This is a genomic window from Paracoccus albicereus, from assembly GCF_024359525.1.
GTDB lineage: Bacteria > Pseudomonadota > Alphaproteobacteria > Rhodobacterales > Rhodobacteraceae > Paracoccus > Paracoccus albicereus.
In genome coordinates this window covers 200,402-221,054 of sequence record NZ_JAKZEU010000005.1, presented here as the reverse complement: position 1 = coordinate 221,054, position 20,653 = coordinate 200,402, and the positions used below count along the sequence as shown (strand labels likewise).

The 20,653-nt window shown below is 66.3% G+C and carries 23 protein-coding genes; 13 read left to right on the top strand and 10 right to left on the bottom strand.

The window, feature by feature from the left end; translation table 11 throughout:
• Positions 1 to 25: 25 nt before the first annotated feature.
• From MLD63_RS14780 to MLD63_RS14755, 6 genes are all read left to right on the top strand, one after another.
• Entirely contained in the window at positions 26 to 421 is a 396-nt protein-coding gene (locus tag MLD63_RS14780) for a cytidine deaminase (RefSeq protein WP_255330677.1), read from the top strand.
• Positions 418 to 1,704, top strand: a complete 1,287-nt coding sequence (locus MLD63_RS14775) for a thymidine phosphorylase (protein WP_255330676.1) — start codon at positions 418 to 420, stop codon at positions 1,702 to 1,704. Before MLD63_RS14780 ends, MLD63_RS14775 begins: the two co-directional genes overlap by 4 nt.
• Positions 1,701 to 2,882: a phosphopentomutase gene (locus tag MLD63_RS14770; protein WP_255330675.1), complete on the top strand. Its 1,182-nt coding sequence runs from the start codon at positions 1,701 to 1,703 to the stop codon at positions 2,880 to 2,882. Before MLD63_RS14775 ends, MLD63_RS14770 begins: the two co-directional genes overlap by 4 nt.
• On the top strand, positions 2,879 to 3,844 hold the full coding sequence (locus MLD63_RS14765; RefSeq protein ID WP_255330674.1) for an adenosine deaminase: 966 nt from the start codon (positions 2,879 to 2,881) through the stop codon (positions 3,842 to 3,844). Before MLD63_RS14770 ends, MLD63_RS14765 begins: the two co-directional genes overlap by 4 nt.
• Complete coding sequence (gene upp / locus MLD63_RS14760) at positions 3,841 to 4,473, top strand: uracil phosphoribosyltransferase (protein ID WP_255330673.1); 633 nt, start codon at positions 3,841 to 3,843, stop codon at positions 4,471 to 4,473. The genes MLD63_RS14765 and upp overlap by 4 nt, the downstream gene beginning before the upstream one ends.
• A 72-nt stretch (positions 4,474 to 4,545) precedes the next feature.
• Entirely contained in the window at positions 4,546 to 5,523 is a 978-nt protein-coding gene (locus tag MLD63_RS14755; protein WP_255330672.1) for an SPOR domain-containing protein, read from the top strand.
• A gap of 6 nt (positions 5,524 to 5,529) precedes the next feature.
• Here MLD63_RS14755 and MLD63_RS14750 read toward each other — a convergent pair whose 3' ends face one another.
• From MLD63_RS14750 to MLD63_RS14740, 3 genes are all read right to left on the bottom strand, one after another.
• Entirely contained in the window at positions 5,530 to 6,561 is a 1,032-nt protein-coding gene (locus tag MLD63_RS14750) for a hypothetical protein (protein WP_255330671.1), read from the bottom strand.
• Positions 6,562 to 6,644: 83 nt separating this feature from the next.
• Complete coding sequence (gene rpoH, locus MLD63_RS14745; RefSeq protein WP_255330670.1) at positions 6,645 to 7,550, bottom strand: RNA polymerase sigma factor RpoH; 906 nt, start codon at positions 7,548 to 7,550, stop codon at positions 6,645 to 6,647.
• A gap of 2 nt (positions 7,551 to 7,552) precedes the next feature.
• The gene (locus MLD63_RS14740) at positions 7,553 to 8,617 is read right to left on the bottom strand and encodes an RluA family pseudouridine synthase (RefSeq protein ID WP_255330669.1); all 1,065 of its coding nucleotides are present in this window, start codon (positions 8,615 to 8,617) and stop codon (positions 7,553 to 7,555) included.
• A 1-nt stretch (position 8,618) separates the two neighbouring features.
• Between MLD63_RS14740 and MLD63_RS14735 the strand changes: the two genes are divergently transcribed.
• Positions 8,619 to 8,930 (top strand): DUF6476 family protein, encoded by a 312-nt coding sequence (locus MLD63_RS14735; protein WP_255330668.1) that lies wholly within the window; start codon positions 8,619 to 8,621, stop codon positions 8,928 to 8,930.
• Here MLD63_RS14735 and MLD63_RS14730 read toward each other — a convergent pair.
• Entirely contained in the window at positions 8,921 to 9,175 is a 255-nt protein-coding gene (locus MLD63_RS14730) for an accessory factor UbiK family protein (RefSeq protein WP_255330667.1), read from the bottom strand. The genes MLD63_RS14735 and MLD63_RS14730 overlap by 10 nt on opposite strands.
• A gap of 145 nt (positions 9,176 to 9,320) precedes the next feature.
• Here MLD63_RS14730 and lgt point away from each other — a divergent pair, with 145 nt between their 5' ends.
• Genes lgt through pgeF form a run of 3 tightly spaced genes read left to right on the top strand, consistent with a single transcriptional unit; the run spans position 9,321 to position 11,990 of the window.
• Positions 9,321 to 10,187 (top strand): prolipoprotein diacylglyceryl transferase, encoded by an 867-nt coding sequence (gene lgt / locus MLD63_RS14725; RefSeq protein ID WP_255330666.1) that lies wholly within the window; start codon positions 9,321 to 9,323, stop codon positions 10,185 to 10,187.
• Positions 10,184 to 11,242 carry a class I SAM-dependent methyltransferase gene (locus tag MLD63_RS14720; RefSeq protein WP_255330665.1) on the top strand — a complete coding sequence of 353 codons (1,059 nt, stop codon included), beginning with the start codon at positions 10,184 to 10,186 and terminating at the stop codon, positions 11,240 to 11,242. The genes lgt and MLD63_RS14720 overlap by 4 nt, the downstream gene beginning before the upstream one ends.
• Positions 11,226 to 11,990, top strand: coding sequence for a peptidoglycan editing factor PgeF (gene pgeF, locus MLD63_RS14715; protein WP_255330664.1), 765 nt, complete (start codon positions 11,226 to 11,228; stop codon positions 11,988 to 11,990). Before MLD63_RS14720 ends, pgeF begins: the two co-directional genes overlap by 17 nt.
• A gap of 246 nt (positions 11,991 to 12,236) precedes the next feature.
• Here pgeF and MLD63_RS14710 read toward each other — a convergent pair whose 3' ends face one another.
• Together MLD63_RS14710 and MLD63_RS14705 are read right to left on the bottom strand one after the other, a co-directional pair.
• Complete coding sequence (locus MLD63_RS14710) at positions 12,237 to 13,079, bottom strand: DMT family transporter (protein WP_255330663.1); 843 nt, start codon at positions 13,077 to 13,079, stop codon at positions 12,237 to 12,239.
• 16 nt (positions 13,080 to 13,095) lie between these two features.
• A complete protein-coding gene (locus tag MLD63_RS14705; RefSeq protein WP_255330662.1) occupies positions 13,096 to 13,596 on the bottom strand; it encodes an Lrp/AsnC family transcriptional regulator in 501 nt (166 codons plus the stop codon).
• Between the two features lie 152 nt (positions 13,597 to 13,748).
• Here MLD63_RS14705 and trxB point away from each other — a divergent pair, with 152 nt between their 5' ends.
• Positions 13,749 to 14,768, top strand: a complete 1,020-nt coding sequence (gene trxB / locus MLD63_RS14700) for a thioredoxin-disulfide reductase (protein ID WP_439957671.1) — start codon at positions 13,749 to 13,751, stop codon at positions 14,766 to 14,768.
• A 1-nt stretch (position 14,769) separates the two neighbouring features.
• Here trxB and MLD63_RS14695 read toward each other — a convergent pair whose 3' ends face one another.
• Positions 14,770 to 15,942, bottom strand: coding sequence for a dipeptidase (locus MLD63_RS14695; protein WP_255330661.1), 1,173 nt, complete (start codon positions 15,940 to 15,942; stop codon positions 14,770 to 14,772).
• A gap of 163 nt (positions 15,943 to 16,105) precedes the next feature.
• On the opposite strand from MLD63_RS14695, the gene MLD63_RS14690 reads away from it, so the two are divergent.
• The gene (locus tag MLD63_RS14690; RefSeq protein ID WP_255330660.1) at positions 16,106 to 16,660 is read left to right on the top strand and encodes a type 1 glutamine amidotransferase domain-containing protein; all 555 of its coding nucleotides are present in this window, start codon (positions 16,106 to 16,108) and stop codon (positions 16,658 to 16,660) included.
• Positions 16,661 to 16,710: 50 nt separating this feature from the next.
• Here the strand turns inward: MLD63_RS14690 and MLD63_RS14685 are convergent, their stop codons facing one another.
• A complete protein-coding gene (locus tag MLD63_RS14685) occupies positions 16,711 to 17,184 on the bottom strand; it encodes a GNAT family N-acetyltransferase (RefSeq protein WP_255330659.1) in 474 nt (157 codons plus the stop codon).
• Entirely contained in the window at positions 17,181 to 18,995 is a 1,815-nt protein-coding gene (locus MLD63_RS14680; protein WP_255330658.1) for a M3 family oligoendopeptidase, read from the bottom strand. Before MLD63_RS14680 ends, MLD63_RS14685 begins: the two co-directional genes overlap by 4 nt.
• 81 nt (positions 18,996 to 19,076) lie before the next feature.
• Between MLD63_RS14680 and MLD63_RS14675 the strand changes: the two genes are divergently transcribed.
• Positions 19,077 to 19,661, top strand: a complete 585-nt coding sequence (locus MLD63_RS14675; protein WP_255330657.1) for a YdeI/OmpD-associated family protein — start codon at positions 19,077 to 19,079, stop codon at positions 19,659 to 19,661.
• 4 nt (positions 19,662 to 19,665) lie between these two features.
• Here the strand turns inward: MLD63_RS14675 and MLD63_RS14670 are convergent, their stop codons facing one another.
• Complete coding sequence (locus MLD63_RS14670; RefSeq protein ID WP_255330656.1) at positions 19,666 to 20,619, bottom strand: alpha/beta fold hydrolase; 954 nt, start codon at positions 20,617 to 20,619, stop codon at positions 19,666 to 19,668.
• Positions 20,620 to 20,653 lie beyond the last annotated feature (34 nt).

Sequence of the window (20,653 nt, the reverse complement as noted above, 5' to 3'; positions counted from 1 at the left end):
CGGGCGGGTTTTTGTCGGGGGAACGATGTCATTGCTGGATGCGGCGCGCCTGGTGCGTGAGGCGGCCTACGCGCCCTATTCGAACTTCAAGGTCGGCGCGGCCGTGCGCGGCGCCTCGGGCAGGGTCTATTCCGGCTGCAACGTTGAAAACGTGGCTTATCCCGAAGGCACCTGCGCGGAAGCGGGTGCCATCGCAGCGATGGTGGCCGCGGGCGAGACACGGCTGGTCGAGGTCGCGGTGATCGCCGATGCGCCGTCCCCGGTGCCACCCTGCGGCGGTTGCCGCCAGAAACTGGCCGAGTTCGGAAGCGGCGAGACGCCGGTGCTTCTGGCGACCACAGAAGGCCGCACGCAGGCGACGACGATCGGCGATCTGCTACCCGGTCGCTTTGATCCGTCGCATATGAGCACGGTGGGATGAGCGATCCGCGCCCCGTGATCGCGGCGCTCCGTGCGGGTCGCGGCCTTGACGTGGATGGGGCGCGGTTGATCGCGCAGGGATTGGCGGATGGAAGTGTCAGCGACGCGCAGGCCGGCGCCTTCGCGATGGCGGCGCTGCTACGGGGAACGGGGACTGAAGGTCGCGTCGCGCTGACGCGCGCGATGCGGGATTCGGGCGCGGTGCTGCAATGGGATCTGCCAGGGCCGGTGGTCGACAAGCACTCGACCGGGGGCGTAGGCGACGTGACCAGTCTGGTGCTTGCGCCGCTTCTGGCCGCCTGCGGCTGCTACGTCCCGATGATCTCGGGTCGGGGACTGGGCCATACCGGCGGAACCCTGGACAAGTTGGAGGCGATCCCCGGATTTCGCTGTGATCTGGAGGGTGACACCTTTCGACACACGGTCGCTGATATCGGCTGCGCCATCGTCGCGGCGGGTGGCGATCTCGCGCCCGCAGACAAGCGGCTCTACGCCATTCGCGATGAGACGGCGACGGTCGACAGCCTCGATCTGATCACCGCGTCGATCCTGTCGAAGAAACTCGCGGCGGGGCTGGATGCGCTCATCCTGGATGTGAAAGCAGGTTCGGGCGCGTTCATCGGCGGTGATGAGGATGCGCGCGCGTTGGCCCATGCCCTTGTAAAAACCGCAAACGATGCAGGCTGCCGGACCACGGCGCTGATCACCGATATGGACCAGCCGCTGGCGCGTGCCGCGGGCAACGCGCTGGAGGTGGCCGAGGCGATCGCGGTCCTGCGCGGGCAGGGCGGCGCCCTGCGCGATCTGGTTCTGGCACTGGCTGAGGCGTGCCTCACGATTGCCGGTGAAGCCCCGGAGGCGGCGCGCCGCGCGCTGGACAGCGGTGGCGCGGCCGAGCGGTTCGCGCGGATGGTTGCGGCGCAGGGCGGGGATGCCGGTGTGTTGGAGGAACCGCGTCGCTTGCCGCGCGCGTCGGTGATCAGACCGGTCGTGGTGCCGGATAGGACGACGGCGGTCACTGCCATCGACGTGACCGCCCTTGGCCATGTCGTCGTTGCGATGGGCGGCGGGCGCCGCCACGCTGGCGATGGGATCGACCCGTCCGTGGGACTGGCAAAGCTTGCCAGGCTGGGCGAGGAGGTCGGACCTGACCGTCCGTTGGCGATGATTCATGCCCGCACCGAAGCCGACGCCGATGCGGCCGACGCAGCCGTCCGGGCCGCCTATACGCTGGGTCACGCGGCCAAACCCGGCGCGCTGATCCGTGAAAGGATTGAGCCATGAGCCGCGCCTTCTTGATCGTCATGGATTCGGTGGGCATCGGCGGCGCACCGGACGCTGCGCAATTCTTCAACGAGGGTAAGCCCGATACCGGCGCGAACACGGTCGGTCACATCGCGCAGGCGCAGCCCCTGGCGATGCCGAACCTCGACCGCCTGGGTCTCGGCGCGGCGATCCGGCTGGCTTCCGGTCTCGATGCGCCGGGTTTTGGGCAGACTCCGCAAGGCCTGTGGGGCGCGGCCTCCGAAATCTCGCAGGGCAAGGATACGCCGTCCGGGCATTGGGAGATCGCGGGGGTGCCGGTGCCGTGGGACTGGCATTACTTCCCCGACACCGACCCCGCGTTCCCGCCCGAGGTGACCGCGCGGATCTGCGAGATCGCGGGTGTCGATGGCATCCTCGGCAACTGCCACGCCTCGGGGACCGAAGTGATCGAGCGCTTTGGCGAAAAGCATCTGCGGACCGGACAGCCGATCTGCTACACGTCGGTCGACAGCGTTCTGCAAATCGCCGCGCATGAAGAAGCTTTCGGGCTGGACCGGTTGATCGACCTTTGCCAGCGACTTGCGCCGATGCTGCACGATATGCGCGTCGGACGCTGCATTGCGCGCCCCTTTATCGGAACCAGCGCCGCTAATTTCAAACGCACGCCGAACCGCCGCGATTTCGCTATTGCGCCGCCCGACGACACGATCTTCGATATTGCCGAAAAGGCCGCGCGCGTGACCCATGCGATCGGCAAGATCGGCGACATCTTCAGCCATCGCGGCATCTCGCATCTTCACAAGGGCAAATCCGACGCCGATCTGGCGGATCACCTGATCCGACTGGCCGATGAGGCGGAGGGCGGCAGCCTGACATTCGCCAACTTCGTTGAATTCGACAGCAATTTCGGTCATCGCCGCGACGTGCCGGGTTACGCCGCGCAACTTGAATGGTTCGATGTGGTCGCAGGACAGTTTCTCGACCGGCTTCGCCCCGGCGATCTGGCGATCTTCACCGCGGATCATGGCAACGACCCGACTTGGCACGGCACCGATCATACCCGCGAACGCGTCCCGGTGCTGGGCGCTGGTCTGGGCACACGCGCCGTCGGACAGGTCGGTTTCGTCGATATTGGCGCGTCGGTGATGGCGCATCTGGGCCTGCCGCCCCCCAAGAAAGGACGCTCGTTCCTGTGAGTAACATCAAGAAGATCGAACTGCACCTGCATCTGGAAGGTGCCGCGCCGCCCGCGTTCATCCGCGCGCTGGCGGCGGAAAAGCGTGTCGATCTCAGCGGTATCTTCGATGAGCGTGGGCACTATAGGTACGCTGATTTCAACGATTTCCTGCGGGTGTACGAGGCCGCGACCTCGGTCATCCAGACCCCCGCCGATTACGCACGGCTCTTGCGTGAGGTTCTGGAGCGTGCCGCCGAGACCGGCGTGATCTACGCCGAACTGTTCGTCTCGCCCGAATTCTGCGGCAAAGGTGATCTGTCAGCCTGGCGCGACTATCTGGCGGCGATGGAAGAGGTCGCGGCAAAGATGCGGTCCGACATCGATTCGCGCGGCATCGTTACCCCGATCAGGCATTTCAGCCCTGATCGCGCCCGAGCCTCAGCCGTCTGCGCAGCCGAGACGGCGGGCGGCTGGATCACCGGACTGGGCCTCGGCGGTGCCGAGACTGTCGGCAAGGCGACCGATTTCGCCTGGTCCTTCGACTGCGCGCGAGAGGCCGGACTAGGACTGACCTGTCACGCGGGCGAATGGGGCGGGCCGGACAGCATCCGCGAAGCCTTGGCGTTGGGCGTCACGCGCATCGGCCATGGCGTCCGCGCGATTGAAGATCCGTCGCTTGTGGACGATCTGGCAGAAAAAGCGATTACGCTGGAAGTCTGCCCTGGATCGAATATCGCGCTGGGCCTTTGGCGGCGCTGGCCTGATCATCCGATTGCGCGACTGATGGATCGCGGCGTGCGCGTCACCGTCTCGACCGACGATCCGCCCTTCTTCCATACCGATATGGATCGCGAATACCGCATGCTCGCCGACAGCTTCGGCTGGACCGAGGCCGAGTTTTCGCAGATCAACCAATGGGCCGCCGATGCCGCATTTTGCGACGAGGCGACCCGCACGAGATTGAGAAAGGACTTCGCGTGACCGAACATCTGACCGTCGTCACCCACCCGCTGGTCCAGCACAAGCTGACGCTGATGCGGCAGAAGGACACATCGACCGCCAGTTTTCGCAGGCTTCTGCGCGAGATCAGCCTGCTTCTGGCCTACGAGGTGACGCGCGAGCTGGACATCGGGATGCAGCGGATCGAGACGCCGCTGTGCGAAATGGATGCGCCGTTGCTGGAAGGCAAGAAGCTGGCCCTGATCTCGATCCTGCGGGCGGGAAACGGGCTGCTGGATGGCATTCTGGAACTGATCCCGGCGGCGCGGGTCGGCTTCATCGGGCTTTACCGCGACCCCGAGACGCTTCAGCCGGTTCAGTATTATTCGAAGGTACCGCGCGCCTTGGATGCGCGCATGACGATCGTCGTCGATCCGATGCTGGCGACCGGCAATTCTTCTGCCGCAGCGATCGACGTGCTGAAGCAGGAAGGGGCGAGGAACATTCGTTTCCTGTGCCTGCTGGCTGCGCCCGAAGGTGTGGCGCGAATGCGTGAGGCCCATCCTGACGTTCCCATCGTGACGGCGGCCCTGGACGAAAGGCTGGACGATCACGGCTATATCGTGCCGGGTCTCGGCGACGCTGGCGACCGGATGTTTGGCACGAAGTGAGCCGTTAACCGGGACTTAGCGTTTCCGGTTTATCCCCGGTGGAACAGGTGTCCTTTCGGGAAAGGGTGGCCAATGCGCGCCGCGATCATGGTATGGCTGATCTCCGCCGGCGCGGTGCTGGCCGCGCCCGCCGAGACCCCGCCCGCCGATTTCACCGGCGCGCAATACATCGACAGCACAGGCTGCGTCTTCACAAGAACCGGAAGCGCTTGGACGCCCCGCCTTGACGCGACTGGCTCCACAATCTGCGGCTATCCGCCAACGCCGACCTCTCTCTCTGTCAATCGGGGCGGGGTGCACGATGCGAAAACGCCATCGCCGGAAGAGGCGCTTGCCGAAACGCTGGCGCATGGGCTCCGCGATGGTGAACTGACGGCCGATCCCCGACCTCGTGAAGAGCGCAGGGCGGCCCCTCCGGTAAAGACACCGGCCTCAAGCCCGCTGGCCGATCTGCCCCGGATGGTCGTCGCAGCGCCGTCCCTGCAGCGACAGATGGCTGCGGACCTGAACCCGAACCGGCGGCTTTGCGATCTGCTGGGTTACCCAGTGGAGGGAATTGCGACGCCGGGTCTGGGCGAGGACGCGACCCATGGTTTCTGTGGCGGGGGTGACGTTCGACCGTTGCAACGCACGGCGGCGACGCGAGCCGACGCATCAATGCCGCAGCAGACGATGAACTCGACGCAGGGTCAAACGGCTGGCGTCGATGAGGTGGGCGGCCCCAGAACGGCGACGGCCCGACCCACGCCGCCCACACGGTCGAAGCCCAGGTCGGTTGCGGCGTCAGTGCCGCGACAGACCCGTTCCGCTGATGTCGAGATGATCCCGGCAGGCGCCCGCTTCGTCCATGTCGGTTCTTTCCCAGATCAGGGAAGCCGCCGTGTCGTCATCCGCCGACTTCGCGATCTGGGCTACCCGGTCGCGCAGGAGCGCGGGCGGGGAGCGTCCGCATCCGGCCTCTATGCTGGACCGTTCAGTGATCGCCGTTCGCTCGTTGCGGCGCTGAACGATCTGCGCTCGCGTGGGATCGGTCGCCCGGTTGCTCGCTGAATTGGGTTAGCTCGTCTCGCAGATCTGCGTCAGCGCCTGCCATTGCTCGTCCGACAGCAACGGGGCAGGAGGGTTGGTGGTGCGGAAGGGATCCGCCTCGATCAGGCCCAGCGTCGCCTCGCCGCTGGGATCGAGCCGCCTCGCGTAAGGGACGCTGGAAATCCCCACCTCGGTGAATGCGGAAAGCAGCGACGAGTCCGCTGCGCGCTGGACCGGTTGGCTCAGCAGGATCTGGCCATAGCCGTCAAGCGAACCGGCCGGAAGGTCCCCCCCTGTCAGCAGCGACATGACGGGGCGAAACCCGGCATAATCCAAGGCGCCGTAGACGGGATCGGTCTCGCCAGCGACGATTCCCGCGGCAAGCAATTCGCCGGCAAGACTTTCCGTGCTCGCGGATCCTGCCAGCGAATCTTGTCCAACGGCGAAGATGCGGCCCGGCAGTTGCCGAGCGCCGTTCAGATCTGCGGGTAGAACCACGATCGTTGCGCCCTCGCCCAGGACGCGGCGCGCGAGATGGTCAGTGACGAGCGGCCCCTGACCATGGGCGCAGGCAAGCCCCGTCGAGCGCATCACATCGGCCAACGCCATCTTGCCGATCTGAAGCGATTGCGCGGGCGGGGCAATCCGCGCCGCGTGTCGCACAAGCGCGCCGGGAACCCACAAGATCGCCACCGCCAGCATCGCCACGACTGCCAGCAGGGTCAGCCCGCCCCGAAGTCGGCCCGGATGGGCACGTCGCGATTCGATCGCGCGATGGACGCGTTCGATCGCGTCGACCATCACGGCATCGTCGATTTCCAAGACTTCGTCATCGCCCGCCCCATCAGCCTGGGGTGCGAAAAGGGCGGGACTTTCCCCTGGGTTGAGGCGGATGACCGCAGGCAGCGACCAGTGCGACAGGGGCGTGTCGGATTTCGGATCGGTCAGGATCAAGGTCGCATCACCGACCGAGACGATGACCTCGCGCAACCGTTCGCCCGGACCCTCGCGCCAGGATCCAGCCGCCTCCAGCCGCTCGTATTCCGTCAGCGCCGTCATCTGGCCGCGATCCGCCCCCGCATGATCCCGACCATAGCCGGGGCGGGGCGACGGTCAATGCAGCCAAGGCTGTGAGAAGGAAGTTACTCCGCCTCGGGGATCGCCATCCCCTTCTGACGACCAAGCTCGCGCATGCGGTCCTGCAATTTCTCGAAGGCGCGCACCTCGATCTGGCGGATCCGTTCGCGGGAGACGTCGTAACGGCCTGAAAGATCCTCGAGCGTCATCGGATCGTCGCGCAGGCGACGCTCCATCAGGATGTCCTTCTCTCGATCATTCAGGACATCCATCGCCTGCACCAGGATCGTGCGGCGCGCCTGCAATTCGTCCTGTTCGGCATAGGCTTCGGCCTGGTCGGCATCCTCGTCTTCCAGCCAGTCCTGCCACTGCGCGCTCGACTCCCCTTCCGCCGAACCGACCGTCGCGTTCAGCGACGCATCGCCACCGGACAGGCGGCGGTTCATGTCGATCACCTCCTGCTCGGTCACGTTCAGATCATGGGCGATCTGCGCGACGTTTTCCGGGCGCAGGTCGCCATCCTCCAGTGCGCCGATCTTGGATTTGGCCTTGCGCAGGTTGAAGAAGAGCTTCTTTTGGGCGCTCGTGGTGCCCATCTTTACGAGCGACCACGAGCGGAGGATGTATTCCTGGATCGAGGCGCGGATCCACCACATCGCATAGGTGGCCAGCCGGAAGCCCTTTTCGGGATCGAAGCGCTTTACCGCTTGCATCAGACCGACATTCGCCTCGGAGATCACTTCCGCCTGCGGCAGCCCGTAGCCGCGATAGCCCATGGCAATCTTGGCAGCGAGCCGCAGGTGCGAGGTCACCAGACGATGCGCAGCCTCGCTATCCTCGTGATCGGCCCAAGCCTTGGCCAGCATGTACTCTTCTTCCGGCTCAAGCAGGGGAAACTTGCGTATTTCCTGCAGGTAGCGGTTCAGACCCTGTTCGGGTGATGGTGCTGGAAGCTGGGTGTAATTGACCATGGTCAGCGATTCTCGTCGGTTTGGGGTAACGCACCGCTGGTTGCGAGGGTTCCGCGCAGCAATGCCAGCAGGTTCGCCAAGTCCCGGGGAAGCGGGCTGTCGAAGCTCAGACGCTCGCCGGTCGTCGGATGATCGAAACCAAGTTGCGCCGCGTGCAGCGCCTGGCGGGGAAACGCTGCGACGGCAGTCGCTGCCTCGGCACCGAGCGCGCGGGCCGAGGCGCGGCGCGCGCCGCCGTAGACAGGATCGCCGATCAGCCCAAGCCCTGCATGGGCCATGTGAACCCTGATCTGATGCGTGCGACCGGTTTCCAGGCGGCATTCGACCAGCATCGCCGAAGGCGGCGCGCCGAAGCATTCGAGCATCCGCGCTCGCGTGACGGCATGGCGGCCGCGCTCTGCATGGACTGCCTGCCGCTGGCGGTCGGTGGGGTGACGGCCCAGCTTCGTCGCGATTCGCAGAACACCACCATCTTCGAAGCTGACGCCGGGCAAACCGCGCAGACGTGCATCGGCCGCATCGATCACCCCATGCGCCAGCGCAAGATAGCGGCGGGCCGCACTATGCGCCTCGAATTGGGCGGCGAGCCCATGATGCGCGCGGTCCGATTTCGCCGCGACCAGCAGCCCCGACGTGTCCTTGTCGATCCGGTGCACGATCCCGGGGCGCCTGGCCCCTCCGATCCCCGAAAGACTGTCCCCGCAATGGGCCAGAAGCGCATTGACCAGGGTGCCGCCGGGATTGCCGGGGGCCGGGTGGACAACCATCCCCGCCGGCTTGTCGATCACGATCAGTTCGTCATCTTCATAGGCGATCGACAGCGGAATCGCTTCGGGTCTGGCCGTGACCGGTTCGGGCGCGGGCAAGACGATGCGAAATTGTTGCCCTTCGGCGACCCGCGCCTTGCCGTCGCGCATCACGCCATCTGGACCGCTGACCGCACCATCCGCGATCAGCCGAGCAAGGCGCGATCGCGACAGGGCCGCTGCCTCTGGCACAGCGGCCGCCAGCGCCTTATCAAGCCGCTCGGGCGGATCCGCCGGGATGGTCACGAGAAGGTCGGGCATGATGGGCGATGATAGCGGGAGCGGACGCGAAGCGGAAGCGCAGCCGATGCCCGCTGAGGTGCGATTCCTGAAATGGCTGGTGACGGGCCTGGCGGCGGTCATGGGCGGCGGCATGATCGCCCTGGTCGCACTGATGTGGGTGCGTCTTGGCCAGCCCTCGCTGCCTCAACTGCCCGATACGATCATACTTCCAGAAGGCGCATCGGCCGACGCGGTCACCTTTGCGCGGGACTGGATCGTCGTGGTGACGGATGCGGGTGAGGTTCTGCTTTACGACCGTGAAGGCCGGCTGCAGGACAGCGTTCAGCCCTGATCGGTCTTCGCTGCCTCCAGCGAGTCGAGGCGCGCCTTCAGCTCGGCGTTCTCGGACCGTGCCTTGATCGCCATCTCGCGCACGGCCTCGAACTCTTCGCGCGTCACCAGGTCGCGCTCGGCCAGCCAGCGATCGACCCAGCCCCGCATCGCCGTTTCGGCCTCGGACTTCGCGCCCTGGGCCACGCCCATCGCGTTGGTCATCAGCCGCGAGATGTCGTCGAAGATGCGGTTTTGCGTGGTCATGGCGGGCCTTTCCAGATCGGTTCGTCCTGATATGGGCCGCGGCGCCTTCGCCTTCAAGCGGGGATCAAGCGCTCGTCAACCGCGCCTCGGTTGACTTCGCGGTCCCGCCCGCTAAGCCTGCGCGCCGACCGAGCCCCGAGGCAGCATGATCCCCTTTCCCGACATCAGCCCCGAGATCTTCACGCTGCGCTTCGGCGATTTCGCCTTTTCGCTGCGCTGGTACGCACTCGCCTACCTTGCCGGATTGCTGCTTGGCTGGTGGGCGGTGCGTTCCTTGATGCGCCGCCCGGCGCTGTGGGGCGGCACGCCGCCCGCCACGGCCGAAGGGATCGACGATCTGCTGAGCTGGATCATCCTTGGTGTGATCGTGGGCGGCAGGCTGGGCTTCGTTCTGTTCTACGAGCCAGCGTACTACCTCGCCAATCCGCTGGATGTCATCAAGGTCTGGCAGGGTGGCATGGCGTTTCACGGCGGCTTTCTGGGCGTCGTCGTCGCGGCTTTCCTGTGGTCGCGGAAGCATGGCGCGGCGCCCCTGAAACTGGCGGACTCTCTGGCGCTGGTGGCGCCGATCGGGCTGTTCTTCGGGCGCGTCGCAAATTTCATCAATGCCGAATTGTGGGGGCGACCGACCGACCTGCCCTGGGGCGTGATCTTCCCCGGTGAGGCAGCGCAGGCCTGTCCCGGTGTCGAAGGCCTTTGCGCCCGCCACCCCAGCCAGCTTTACGAGGCGGGTCTGGAGGGGCTGCTTCTGGGGCTGATCCTGTGGCTGATGGTCAGGGCCGGCGCGCTGGCGCGGCCGGGCACGGTGCTGGGCATGTTCTTGCTGGGCTACGGTCTGTCGCGCATCTTTGTCGAGTTCTTCCGTGTCGCAGACGCACAGTTCATCGCGCCGGACAACCCGTTGGGCCACGTGATCGGCGGCCCGGTCTGGGGCCTGTCGATGGGGCAGCTTCTCTCGCTGCCGATGGTTCTTCTGGGGCTGTTCTTCCTGTGGCGCGCGCGCCGGGCATGAACGCCCTTGGGCAGATCATCGCTGCGCGGATCGGCGCGCACGGCCCGATCAGCCTAGCCGATTACATGCAGACCTGCCTGCTGCATCCTCACCATGGGTATTACGCGACGCGCAATCCGTTCGGGCGGGGAGGCGATTTCATCACCGCGCCGGAAATCCACCAGATCTTTGGCGAGATCGCGGGCCTCGCGCTCGCGCAAGCGTGGCTGGATCAAGGCTCGTCCGCGCCCTTCACCCTCGCCGAACCTGGGCCGGGGCGCGGTACGCTGATGGCCGACATGCTGCGTGCGATGACCCGCGTGTCCGGCATGCGCGAGGCCGCGCAGATCGCATTGATCGAAGCGTCGCCGCATCTGCGCGACATGCAGCGTGATCGGCTGGGTCCCGTGACGCATCTGGACAGGCTGGACGATCTTCCGGATCGCCCGTTGTTCCTGATCGCCAACGAATTCTTCGACGCTCTGCCGGTCCATCAATACCTGCGGACGACGGATGGCTGGGCCGAGCGCATGGTGGGCTTCGACGGAGAGAAGCTGACCTTCGGTCTTGCGCCGCCGATGCCGCTGCCGCGCGAAGAGGCCGAAGGAACGGTGATCGAAACGCGCCCTTCGGCCGTCACGGCGATGAGTGCGATTGCCCGTCGCATTGCCGAGCATGGCGGCGCGGTGATCGTGATCGATTACGGCGACTGGAACGGCACCGGCGATACGTTCCAGGCCTTGCGCGACCATGCCCACGCCGATCCGCTGGACGCGCCCGGGCAGGCGGATCTGACCGCGCATGTGGATTTCGCTCCGCTTGCAGCAGCGGCGATCCAAGCGGGGGCGGTCGCCTCGAAACCGGTGATGCAGGGGTCCTGGCTCTTGTCGCTTGGCGCCGGAGAGCGGGCAGCGCGGCTGGCGCAGGCGGGCGATGCGGGGGCAGGGGCGGCGTTGCGCCGCTTGACCCACGCCGGCGAAATGGGACAATTGTTCAAGGCGCTGGCGGTGTGGCCGCGCGGTGCGCCGCCCGTCCCCGGATTCGAGGCTTTGGACGCGGATGCAGACGATGCTTGAGATCCTGACCCACCCGCTGCTGGACGGCGTCCGGCACGGCTTCTTCACCCGGAAGGGCGGGGCGTCCTCGGGCCTTTACGCCGGGCTGAACTGCGGGCGCGGCTCCGAGGATCAGGCAGCGATCGTGGCGGTGAATCGCGGCCGCGTGGCCGAGGCGATGGGGGTGCCGCGCGACCATCTGGCGGGGGTTCATCAGGTTCATTCGGCGACAGTGGTGACGATCGCCGAGGGTGATGACCCCGACAAGATGCGGGAAATACAGGCGGATGCCCTTGTCACGGCGCGGCCTGGGATCGCGCTGTCGGTGCTGACCGCCGATTGCCAGCCGGTGCTGCTGGCCGATCCCGAGGCGGGCGTGATCGGGGCGGCGCATGCGGGCTGGAAAGGTGCGATCGGCGGCGTTCTGGAGGCAACGGTCGCGGCGATGCGTGCCGCCGGCGCCGAGAATATCCGCGCCGTCATCGGCCCCACGATCAGCCAGCGCGCCTATGAGGTCGGCGAGGATTTCATGGAGGATTTCATCGCCGAAGACGATGACTATTCGCGCTTTTTCTCGGGCGGACCAAACGGGCGGCCGATGTTCGATCTGCCGTCCTTCGGCCTCTCGCGGCTGCGCGAGACCGGGGCCGAGGCGGAATGGACCGGCCATTGCACCTATTCCGACCCCGCGCGCTTCTTCAGCTATCGCCGCGCGACGCATGAAGGCGCGGCGGATTACGGCCGCCTGATCTCGGCGGTGGTTCTCTAGTCAGCGGAATGGTTAATTTCGGGCGCGCGTTGCGCGGCGCACCGAGCGTGCGTTGCCAGCGCAACAGCGCAACACCTGCGGCTCTATTTTGCCCAGCGTTTGTTAAGTTTGACGAGTCACAACCCGTACACCGCGCGTACACAGGCTGTACACAACCTGTACACAGCCTGCGGGCGTGCGGTTAGGAAGTGGTTAACGGGTGTTGCGACGCGATCGGAGATAGTTGCGGGCCAGCGCGGCCAGTCGTCATCCGAGGGCAATCAGCACAACCGCTCCACCGGCCAAGATCAGGCCCAGCCCTTGGATCGGCCTCAGTCGTTCGTTCAGGATGATCGCAGCGAGTGCTATCGTCGCTGCGGGATAAAGGGCAGTCAGCACGGCGACGATCGACAAGAGGCCGCGCTGCGCGGCCAGCATGAATCCAAGCACAGCCGCCGCCGCCAGTATGCCCCCAATCAGACCGATCGCTTCAGCACGGCGCGTCGGCCACCAGGCTTGGCGTAGCAGGCTTGCGAGAAACGGAATGACGACAATTGACGCCATCTGCAACGCGACCAGTGGCCACAGGCCCGCCGATGGCGCAATCTGCCCCGTCGCGATGAACAGCAGGCCAAAACCGAGCCCGGCGAGCAGTCCGTCCACGACCCCGGCACCCAGCCTGCCGCCGCCGCCGTTTCCGGGGGCGGCGGGTTCGCGTGAGATCAGGCCGACAGCTGGAAGGGCTAGGAGAATTCCGCACCAACTGAGAGCGGAAGGGCGTTCGCCCAACGCCAGCCCGGCCACAATGGGCAAAAGCGCCCCGGTCAACGAGGACAGCGGCGCCACGACGCCCATCCGTCCGGCGGCCAGTCCGCGGTAGAGAAAAGTCCCGCCCATGCCGTTGCCGATCCCCGCAAGAACGCCCCAGCCAAGGTCCACCGGATCCGCGCGTCCGCCCACCACCACGGCGGCAAGACACATCGCGATCCCGCCTCCGATTGAGGCCCAGAGCGCGACCGCGAAGGCTGAACCGCGACGGGAGGCGAGGCCGCCGATGAAGTCGCCGACGCCATAGGCCAACGACGCGAAAAGGGCGAGAAGGACGCTCATCGGGCGGGAGTTGGTCTCACCCCGCCTCGCGCACCCGCTCCTCGACCACCTCGAACGGCACGCCAGGTTCGTCCTTGGCGCCGCGGATCACCAGCGAGGTCTTGACGCTGGCCACGTTCGGCGCGGCCGTCAGGCTTTCTGTCAGAAACCGCTGGAACGTGCTCAGGTCGGGCGAGACGCATTTCAGGATGAAGTCGATCTCGCCATTCAGCATGTGGCATTCGCGGACCAGCGGCCAGCCGCGGCAGAGGTCCTCGAACGCGGACAGGTCGCGCTCGGACTGGCTGGCGAGGCGGACCATCGCGAAGACCTGCACCTCGAACCCGAGCGCGCGCGGGTCGATGTCGGCGTGATAGCCGCGGATGAAGCCCTGTTCCTCCAGCGCGCGGACGCGGCGCAGGCAGGGCGGGGCGGAGATGCCGACGCGGCGGGCGAGCTCGACATTGGTCATCCTCCCGTCAGCCTGCAATTCGGCGAGGATGTGGCGGTCGATCTCGTCCAGTCGTGCGCTTGCCATGTGGCGGGAGGTCCTTCAATGAGCTTGCGGGAAGCTACCTTGCGGGGCCAATCTGCGCAACATTGTTTCCGGTTTTGGCACCAGCCACGCCGGGGCGTCAGGTCGGCCATGCGTTGCATGGCGGCGGCGCGGCGCATAGATAAGGCCGACAGATGATGGGGGCCACGATGGGCGAACGCAATCACACCGAACTTCTGATCGTCGGTTCAGGCCCGGCGGGCTATACCGCTGCGGTCTATGCCTCGCGCGCGTTGCTGGAGCCGATCCTGATCCAGGGCATGCAGCCCGGCGGGCAACTGACCATCACCACCGAGGTGGAGAACTGGCCGGGCGAGACCGAGATCCAGGGCCCCGAGCTGATGGTGAAGATGGAAGAGCATGCCCGCGCGATGGGGACCGAGATCGTGACCGACCTGGTCACCGATCTGGACCTGTCGCAGCGACCGTTCCGGGCCACCTGCGACAGCGGGCGCGTGGTGACGGCGGATGCGGTGATCCTGGCCACCGGCGCGCAGGCGCGCTGGCTTGGGCTGGACAGCGAAGAGAAGTTCAAGGGGTTCGGCGTCAGCGCCTGTGCGACCTGCGACGGGTTCTTCTATCGCGGCAAGCCGGTTCTGGTGATCGGCGGCGGCAACACCGCGGTCGAAGAGGCGCTGTTCCTGACCAAGTTCGCGTCCAAGGTAACGCTGATCCACCGCCGCGACACCCTGCGCGCCGAGAAGATCCTGCAGGAGCGGCTGTTCAAGAACCCCAAGGTCGAGGTGATCTGGGATCACGAGCTGGCCGAGGTGCGCGGCACCGAAAGCCCGCTGGGCGTGACGGGCGCGGTGCTGCGGTCCACGAAGGACGGCACCGAGCGCGAGGTGACTGCGGATGGCATCTTCATCGCCATTGGCCATGCGCCCGCAAGCGAGCTGGTCAAGGATCAGCTTGAGACCTACGAGGGCGGCTACGTGAAGGTCGAGCCGGGGTCCACGCGGACCTCGATCCCCGGCGTCTTCGCGGCAGGCGACCTGACCGACCGGATCTACCGGCAGGCGGTGACCAGCGCGGGCATGGGTTGCATGGCGGCGCTGGACGCGGAACACTGGCTGGCCGAGCGCAACGCGGCCGGTGAGCCCGAACCCGACGCCGCGCAAATCCCGCCTGTGGTGGAGACCGCCGCGGAATAGGTCATTTAGGCAGCATCTCGGCCAGAAAGGCCATCATGTTGCCGCCCATGACCTTGGCGATCTGCGGGTCGGTCAGCCCCGCATCGATCAGCGCCTGCGTCAGCGCGGCAAGATGCGCCGCGTCGAAGGGCGCGTCGACCGAACCGTCGTAATCCGATCCGAGCGAGACGTGATCCTCGCCCACCAGCGCGATGGCGGCTGTGATCGCTGTGGCGATGTCGTCCGGCGTCTTGCCGCAGATGACGTCGGACCAGAAGCCGATCCCGATCAGCCCGCCCTTCGCCGCGACCGCCTGCATCAGGTCGTCGGGCAGGTTGCGCGGGCTGGCGCAATGGCGGTGGATGCCGGTATGCGAGACGATCGGGCGCGTGCCCTCCATCGCCAGCACGTCGCGGACCATCTGCGGGCTGGCATGGGCGAGGTCCACGATCATGTTGCGCGCCATCATCTCGGTCACCACCGTGCGGCCGAAATCGCTGAGACCCGTGTCGTCCTCGCCATGCAGGCTGCCGCCAAGCTCGTTGTCGAAGAAGTGGGTCAGCCCGATCAGGCGGAAGCCCGCATCGTAGAGCGTGTCGAGATTGGCGATGTCGCCTTCCAGCGGATGCCCGCCTTCCGACCCCAGAATGCCGCCCACCAGCCGGCCGCCAGCGCGGTGATCAGCCAAGACTGCCTCCAGGTCGGCCCGGGTCAGGATCAGGCGAAGCCGGTCGGGCGCGTCCTCTGCCATGCGGTGCAGCGCGGCGGCCTGGACCAGCGCCCGCTCGCGCAGGCTGGTCCAGGCGCGGACCGGGCGCAGCTGGCCGATGAAGAGGGGCGTGATGTTATCGGGCGCGTCTTCGCTGTTCTCGCCGTAGTTCTGGCCGCGCGGGCTTTTGGTGACGGTGGTGAAGACCTGCACGGCGACGTTGCCCTCGGCAAGGCGCGGGATGTCGGTATGGCCGCGATCCGCCCTGTCCAGAAGATCGCGGTCCCACAGCAGCGCATCGGCGTGCCAGTCGCCGATCAGCAGGCGGTCGTGCAGCGCCTGCGCCCGCTCGCTGACGGGCCAGCCGTCGTCGGGTCCGGTGACGGGGTTGCGCTGCGCCTCGACGTAGCCGGGACCCCAGACCAGCACCGCGCCGATCAGGACCACGATCACGATCGCCAACCCGCCCAATATCCGTCGCAGCATGTCCTGGCCCGTCCTTTCTCGATGCACTGATCTTAGCCGAAACCGGCGGCGTTGCGAGAATGGGAATGATTTTGGTTAGCGCGGGTGAACCTGTGGCGCTTCGTCGCGTTTCCCTGACCTGCGCGCCCACAGCGGCGCTGGAGATTCAGGAAAGGAGGGCATCATGCCTGCCATGGAAAACGCCAAGATCGCGATCCTTGCCACCGACGGTTTCGAGAAGTCCGAATTGTTCGAGCCGCGCCGCCAGTTGAGCGATGCGGGTGCCGAGATCACCATCGTCTCGCTGAAGAGCGGTGAGATCAAAAGCTGGGACAAGGACGATTGGGGCGAAAGCGTGACCGTCGACAAGACGCTGGATCAGGTGTCGGTCAGCGATTTCGACGCGCTCGTCTTGCCCGGCGGCCAGATCAATCCTGATCTGCTGCGGGTCGAGGAGAAGGCCGTGAAGTTCGTGAAGGATTTCTTCGAAAGCGGCAAGACGCTTGCCGCGATCTGCCATGCGCCCTGGCTGCTGATCGAGGCGGATGTGCTGAAGGGTCGCAAGGCGACCAGCTACAAGTCGATTCGCACCGATCTGAAGAATGCGGGCGCCGTCGTTCAGGATGCCTCGGTCGTGTGTGACGAGGCGTTGATCACCTCGCGTAACCCAGACGATCTGGACGATTTCTGCGCCAAGATCATTGAGGAAGTGCGCGAAGGGCGTCACGAGCGCGTCTGATCGCTTGACGGAACCGACGAAGGGACCGGCTGTCTAGCCGGTCCCTTTTTCTATGCGTGGTCCAGCGACAGGCGCATGATGTGCTGCGGACCCAGATCCCCACCCAGATACCGCTCGTCCGTATCGACGAAGCCGGCGCGCTGGTAAGTCCGGTATGCGCCCCCATTCTTGATGTTGACGGTCAGCAGGACCGCGCGCGCCAGCGGATGGGTGATCTTGACGTGATCCGGCAGCAGCCGCACCGCCGCAAGGCCATAGCCCTTCCCCTGATGATCGCGATCGATCAGCACGCCGCGCAGGCCGATCTCATCCGCTTTCGCAAAATCGTGGCGCTCGTGATAGCGGGGGTCCAGCTTGAACATCCCGACCGTCCGACCTTCGGCCCGGATCTCGTGGAAGGTCAGGTCCGGCGTCCGATCCTGGATCGCCACCGCGCCGCTGGATGCGAATTGCGGCCCCGCGTTCATCATCAGGCCGGACAGGCGATCCAGTTCGCCCGCCGGCACGACATGAAGCGAGATCACCGTTCCAGTGCCTCGAGTTCGTCGATCAGCCCCTCGATCATCGACAGGCCCTTGTCCCAAAAGGCGGGGTCCGACGCGTCGAGGCCGAACGGCGCGAGCAGCTCCTTGTGGTGCTTGGCACCGCCGGCCTTGAGCATGTCGAAATACTTGGCCTGGAAGTCGGGCAGGCCGTCTTCGTAGACGGCATAAAGCGCGTTCACCAGACCGTCGCCGAAGGCATAGGCATAGACGTAGAAGGGCGAGTGGACGAAGTGCGGGACATAGGTCCAGAACGTCTCGTAGCCCGGCATGAATTCGAAGACCGGCCCCAGGCTTTCGGCCTGCACCGACATCCACAGCGCGTTGATGTCGTCGGGCGTCAGCTCGCCCTCGGCCCGCGCGGCATGCAGCTTGCACTCGAAATCGTAGAAGGCGATCTGGCGCACGACGGTGTTGATCATGTCCTCGACCTTGCCGGCGAGCAGCGTCTTCTTCTGCGCCGGGTCGGTCGTGCGGGCCAGAAGCGCGCGGAAGGTCAGCATCTCGCCGAACACGCTGGCGGTTTCGGCCAGCGTCAGCGGCGTCGACGCCAGCAGTTCACCCTGCCGCGCGGCCAGACGCTGGTGGACGCCGTGGCCCAGTTCATGGGCCAGGGTCATCACGTCGCGCGGTTTGCCCAGGTAATTCAGCATCACGTAGGGGTGTACGGTGGTGACCGTCGGATGGGCGAAGGCCCCCGGCGCCTTGCCCGGCGTCACCGCCGCATCGATCCAACCCCGACCGAAGAAGGGCTTCGCCAGTTCGGCGAGTTCGGGGGAAAAGCCCGCGTAGGCGTCAAGCACGGTGCGTTCCGCCTCGTCCCAGCCGATGGTGCGGGGGGCGTCGGTTGGCAGGGGCGCGTTGCGGTCCCAGACCTGCAGCGTGTCGAGCCCGAGCCAGCGTGCCTTCAGCGCGTAATAGCGGTGCGACAGGCGCGGATAGGCGGCGACGACGGCTTCGCGCAGCGCCTCGACCACCTCGGGCTCGACATGGTTCGACAGGTGCCGCGCGGTTTGCGGCGTGGGCATCTTGCGCCACTTGTCCTCGATCGCCTTTTCCTTGGCGAGCGTGTTGTGGACCCGCGCGAACAGGCCGACATTCTTGGCAAAGACCTTGGCCAGGGCGTGGGCACCCGCCTCGCGCCGCGAGCGGTCGTGATCGGTCAGCAGGTTCAGCGTCGGTTCCAGTCCCAGCGTTTCGCCGCCGACATCGAATTCCAGCGCCGCTGTCGTTTCGTCAAAAAGTCGGTTCCAGGCCGCCGCGCCGACGACCGACGTATCGTGAAGATACTGCTCCAGCTCGTCGGACAGCTGATAGGGCCCCATCGAGCGCATGCGGTCGAAGACCGGCTTGTAGCGTGCCGGGCCATCGGGCGCGGTGAAGATGGCGTGGTAATCCGCCTCCGGGATGCGGTTGAATTCGAGGCTGAAGAAGACCAGCGGGGTCGTATCCTCGGTCACACGCGACTGGATGTCGCCCAGCATCTTGGCGCGCGCGGCATCGGTAGTTTTCTGGTAATAGCGCAAGCCGACATAGGACATGATCCGACCGCCAAGGATGTCGATGCGCTGGTAGCGCTCTATGCAATCTAGCATCGCGGGCGCGTCCAGATCGGCCAGCCTGCCCCGATAGGTGTCGGCGAAATCCGCACATTCGCTGCGCAGCAGATCCAGATCGCGGGTCAGCTCCGGCGCGTCCGGAGCGGGATAGAGATCGGTCAGGTCCCATTGCGGCAGGTCGCCGAACGGCGAGGTGACGCGCTCGGCGGCATCGAACACCGGATTGCGTTGCATGATATTTCCTTTGACTGGGCTACATCAGATGTGGACCGTGGCAGGGCCGGGTGCAAGGGCGCGGCCACGGCGGAGCATACGATGGGCGTTCCCAATCCCCGGCTGGACCGGTTCTTTCACCGCGATGCGCCGTGGCGGCCGGAACTGCGCGCCCTGCGCGCCGTGGTTCTGGACGGCCCGGTCGAAGAGGATCTGCGATGGCGCCAGCCCTGCTATCGCGCCCACGATGCCAATATCGCGATCGTCAGCGCGATGAAGGATTGCGCCGTCGTGTCCTTCCTGAAGGGGGCGCTGCTGGACGACCCGGACGGCGTGCTGGTCGCGCCGGGGCAGAACTCTCGCTCGGCCCGGATGGTGAAGGTGACGTCGGTCGCCCAGGTCGAGGGGCTGGCCGACACGATCCGCGGCTTCGTGCGGCAGGCGGTGGAGAACGAGGCGGCAGGGCGCAAGGTCGCGATGGAAGCGGGCGATTTCGACTGGCCGCCGGAACTAAGGGCGGCTTTCGACGACGATCCCGGCCTGCGCGAGGCATTCGAGACGCTGACGCCGGGGCGGCGGCGCGGCTGGCTGATCCATTTCACCGGGGCGAAGCAGTCGAAGACGGTGGTGTCGCGGATCGAGAAGGCGGCGCCGAAGATCCGGGCCGGGAAGGGGATGCAGGATTAGGGGATCACCCCTCGAAATGATCCAGCATCGCGTTCAGAAACGCCTCGCGCACGGACGGTGTTTCCATCATCGGTTCATGGCGGCAGTCGGGAAGGTCCAGCAGATGGGCCCCGGACCAGTTGGACACGCGTTCGCGGATCGCGGCCTTCGAGACGACCTGTTCCAGCGCGCCGAGCGCGACCAGGGTGGGAACGCTGGGCGATGGTTCGCGCGACAGGCGGGAGCATTCGTTCAGGGCATGGGCCACCCAGTCGAAGCTGGCGCCGCCGATGGTGAGATCGGGCCAGCTCGCAGCCTCGATCACCATGCGTGACCATTCCTGCGCATCGCCGGTCAGCAGGTTGGCGGAGAAACTTTCATCCAGCACGTAGGTGCCACCCTTGCCGCCACCGCTGGACGGCGCGGCACGGCCGCCGCGGCCCATCCGCCCGGCGAGGTAGGACACGCCCAGGGCCATCCGCTGCGGCATCTGGCGAAGGTTGATTCCCCACATCGGTGCCGAGAAGACCGCGCTTTCCACCGGCAGGTCGTCCAGCAGCGCGCCCAGACCAATGCAGCCGCCCATCGAATGGGCCAGCAGGTGCCACGGCCGCGGCAGGCCCAGATCCGACGCGGCCACGACCATCTCGACCACGTCTCGCTGGTAATCGGCGAAGGCGCCGACATGGCCGGGGCGCGGGTCGTCCTGCAGACGGTCCGACAGGCCCTGTCCGCGCCAGTCGATCGCGATGACGGCGTAGCCGCGCTCGTTCAGCCAGGCGGCGGTCGGCGCGTATTTCTCGATATACTCGGTCCGGCCCGGGAACAGCAGAACGGTGCCCGCAGCCCGGTCGTCCGCAGCCGCGCCGTCGCGCCAGACGGCGAGGCGCAGGCGAACGCCGTCCTCGGCCCGCGCCCAGTAGGCTGTGGCGGCGGGCAGCGGATCGCCTGGAAGCTGATGAAAGGGTGCGTCCTGCATCATGGCTCTATGCGCGGGCGAACCCGCGCAGGCA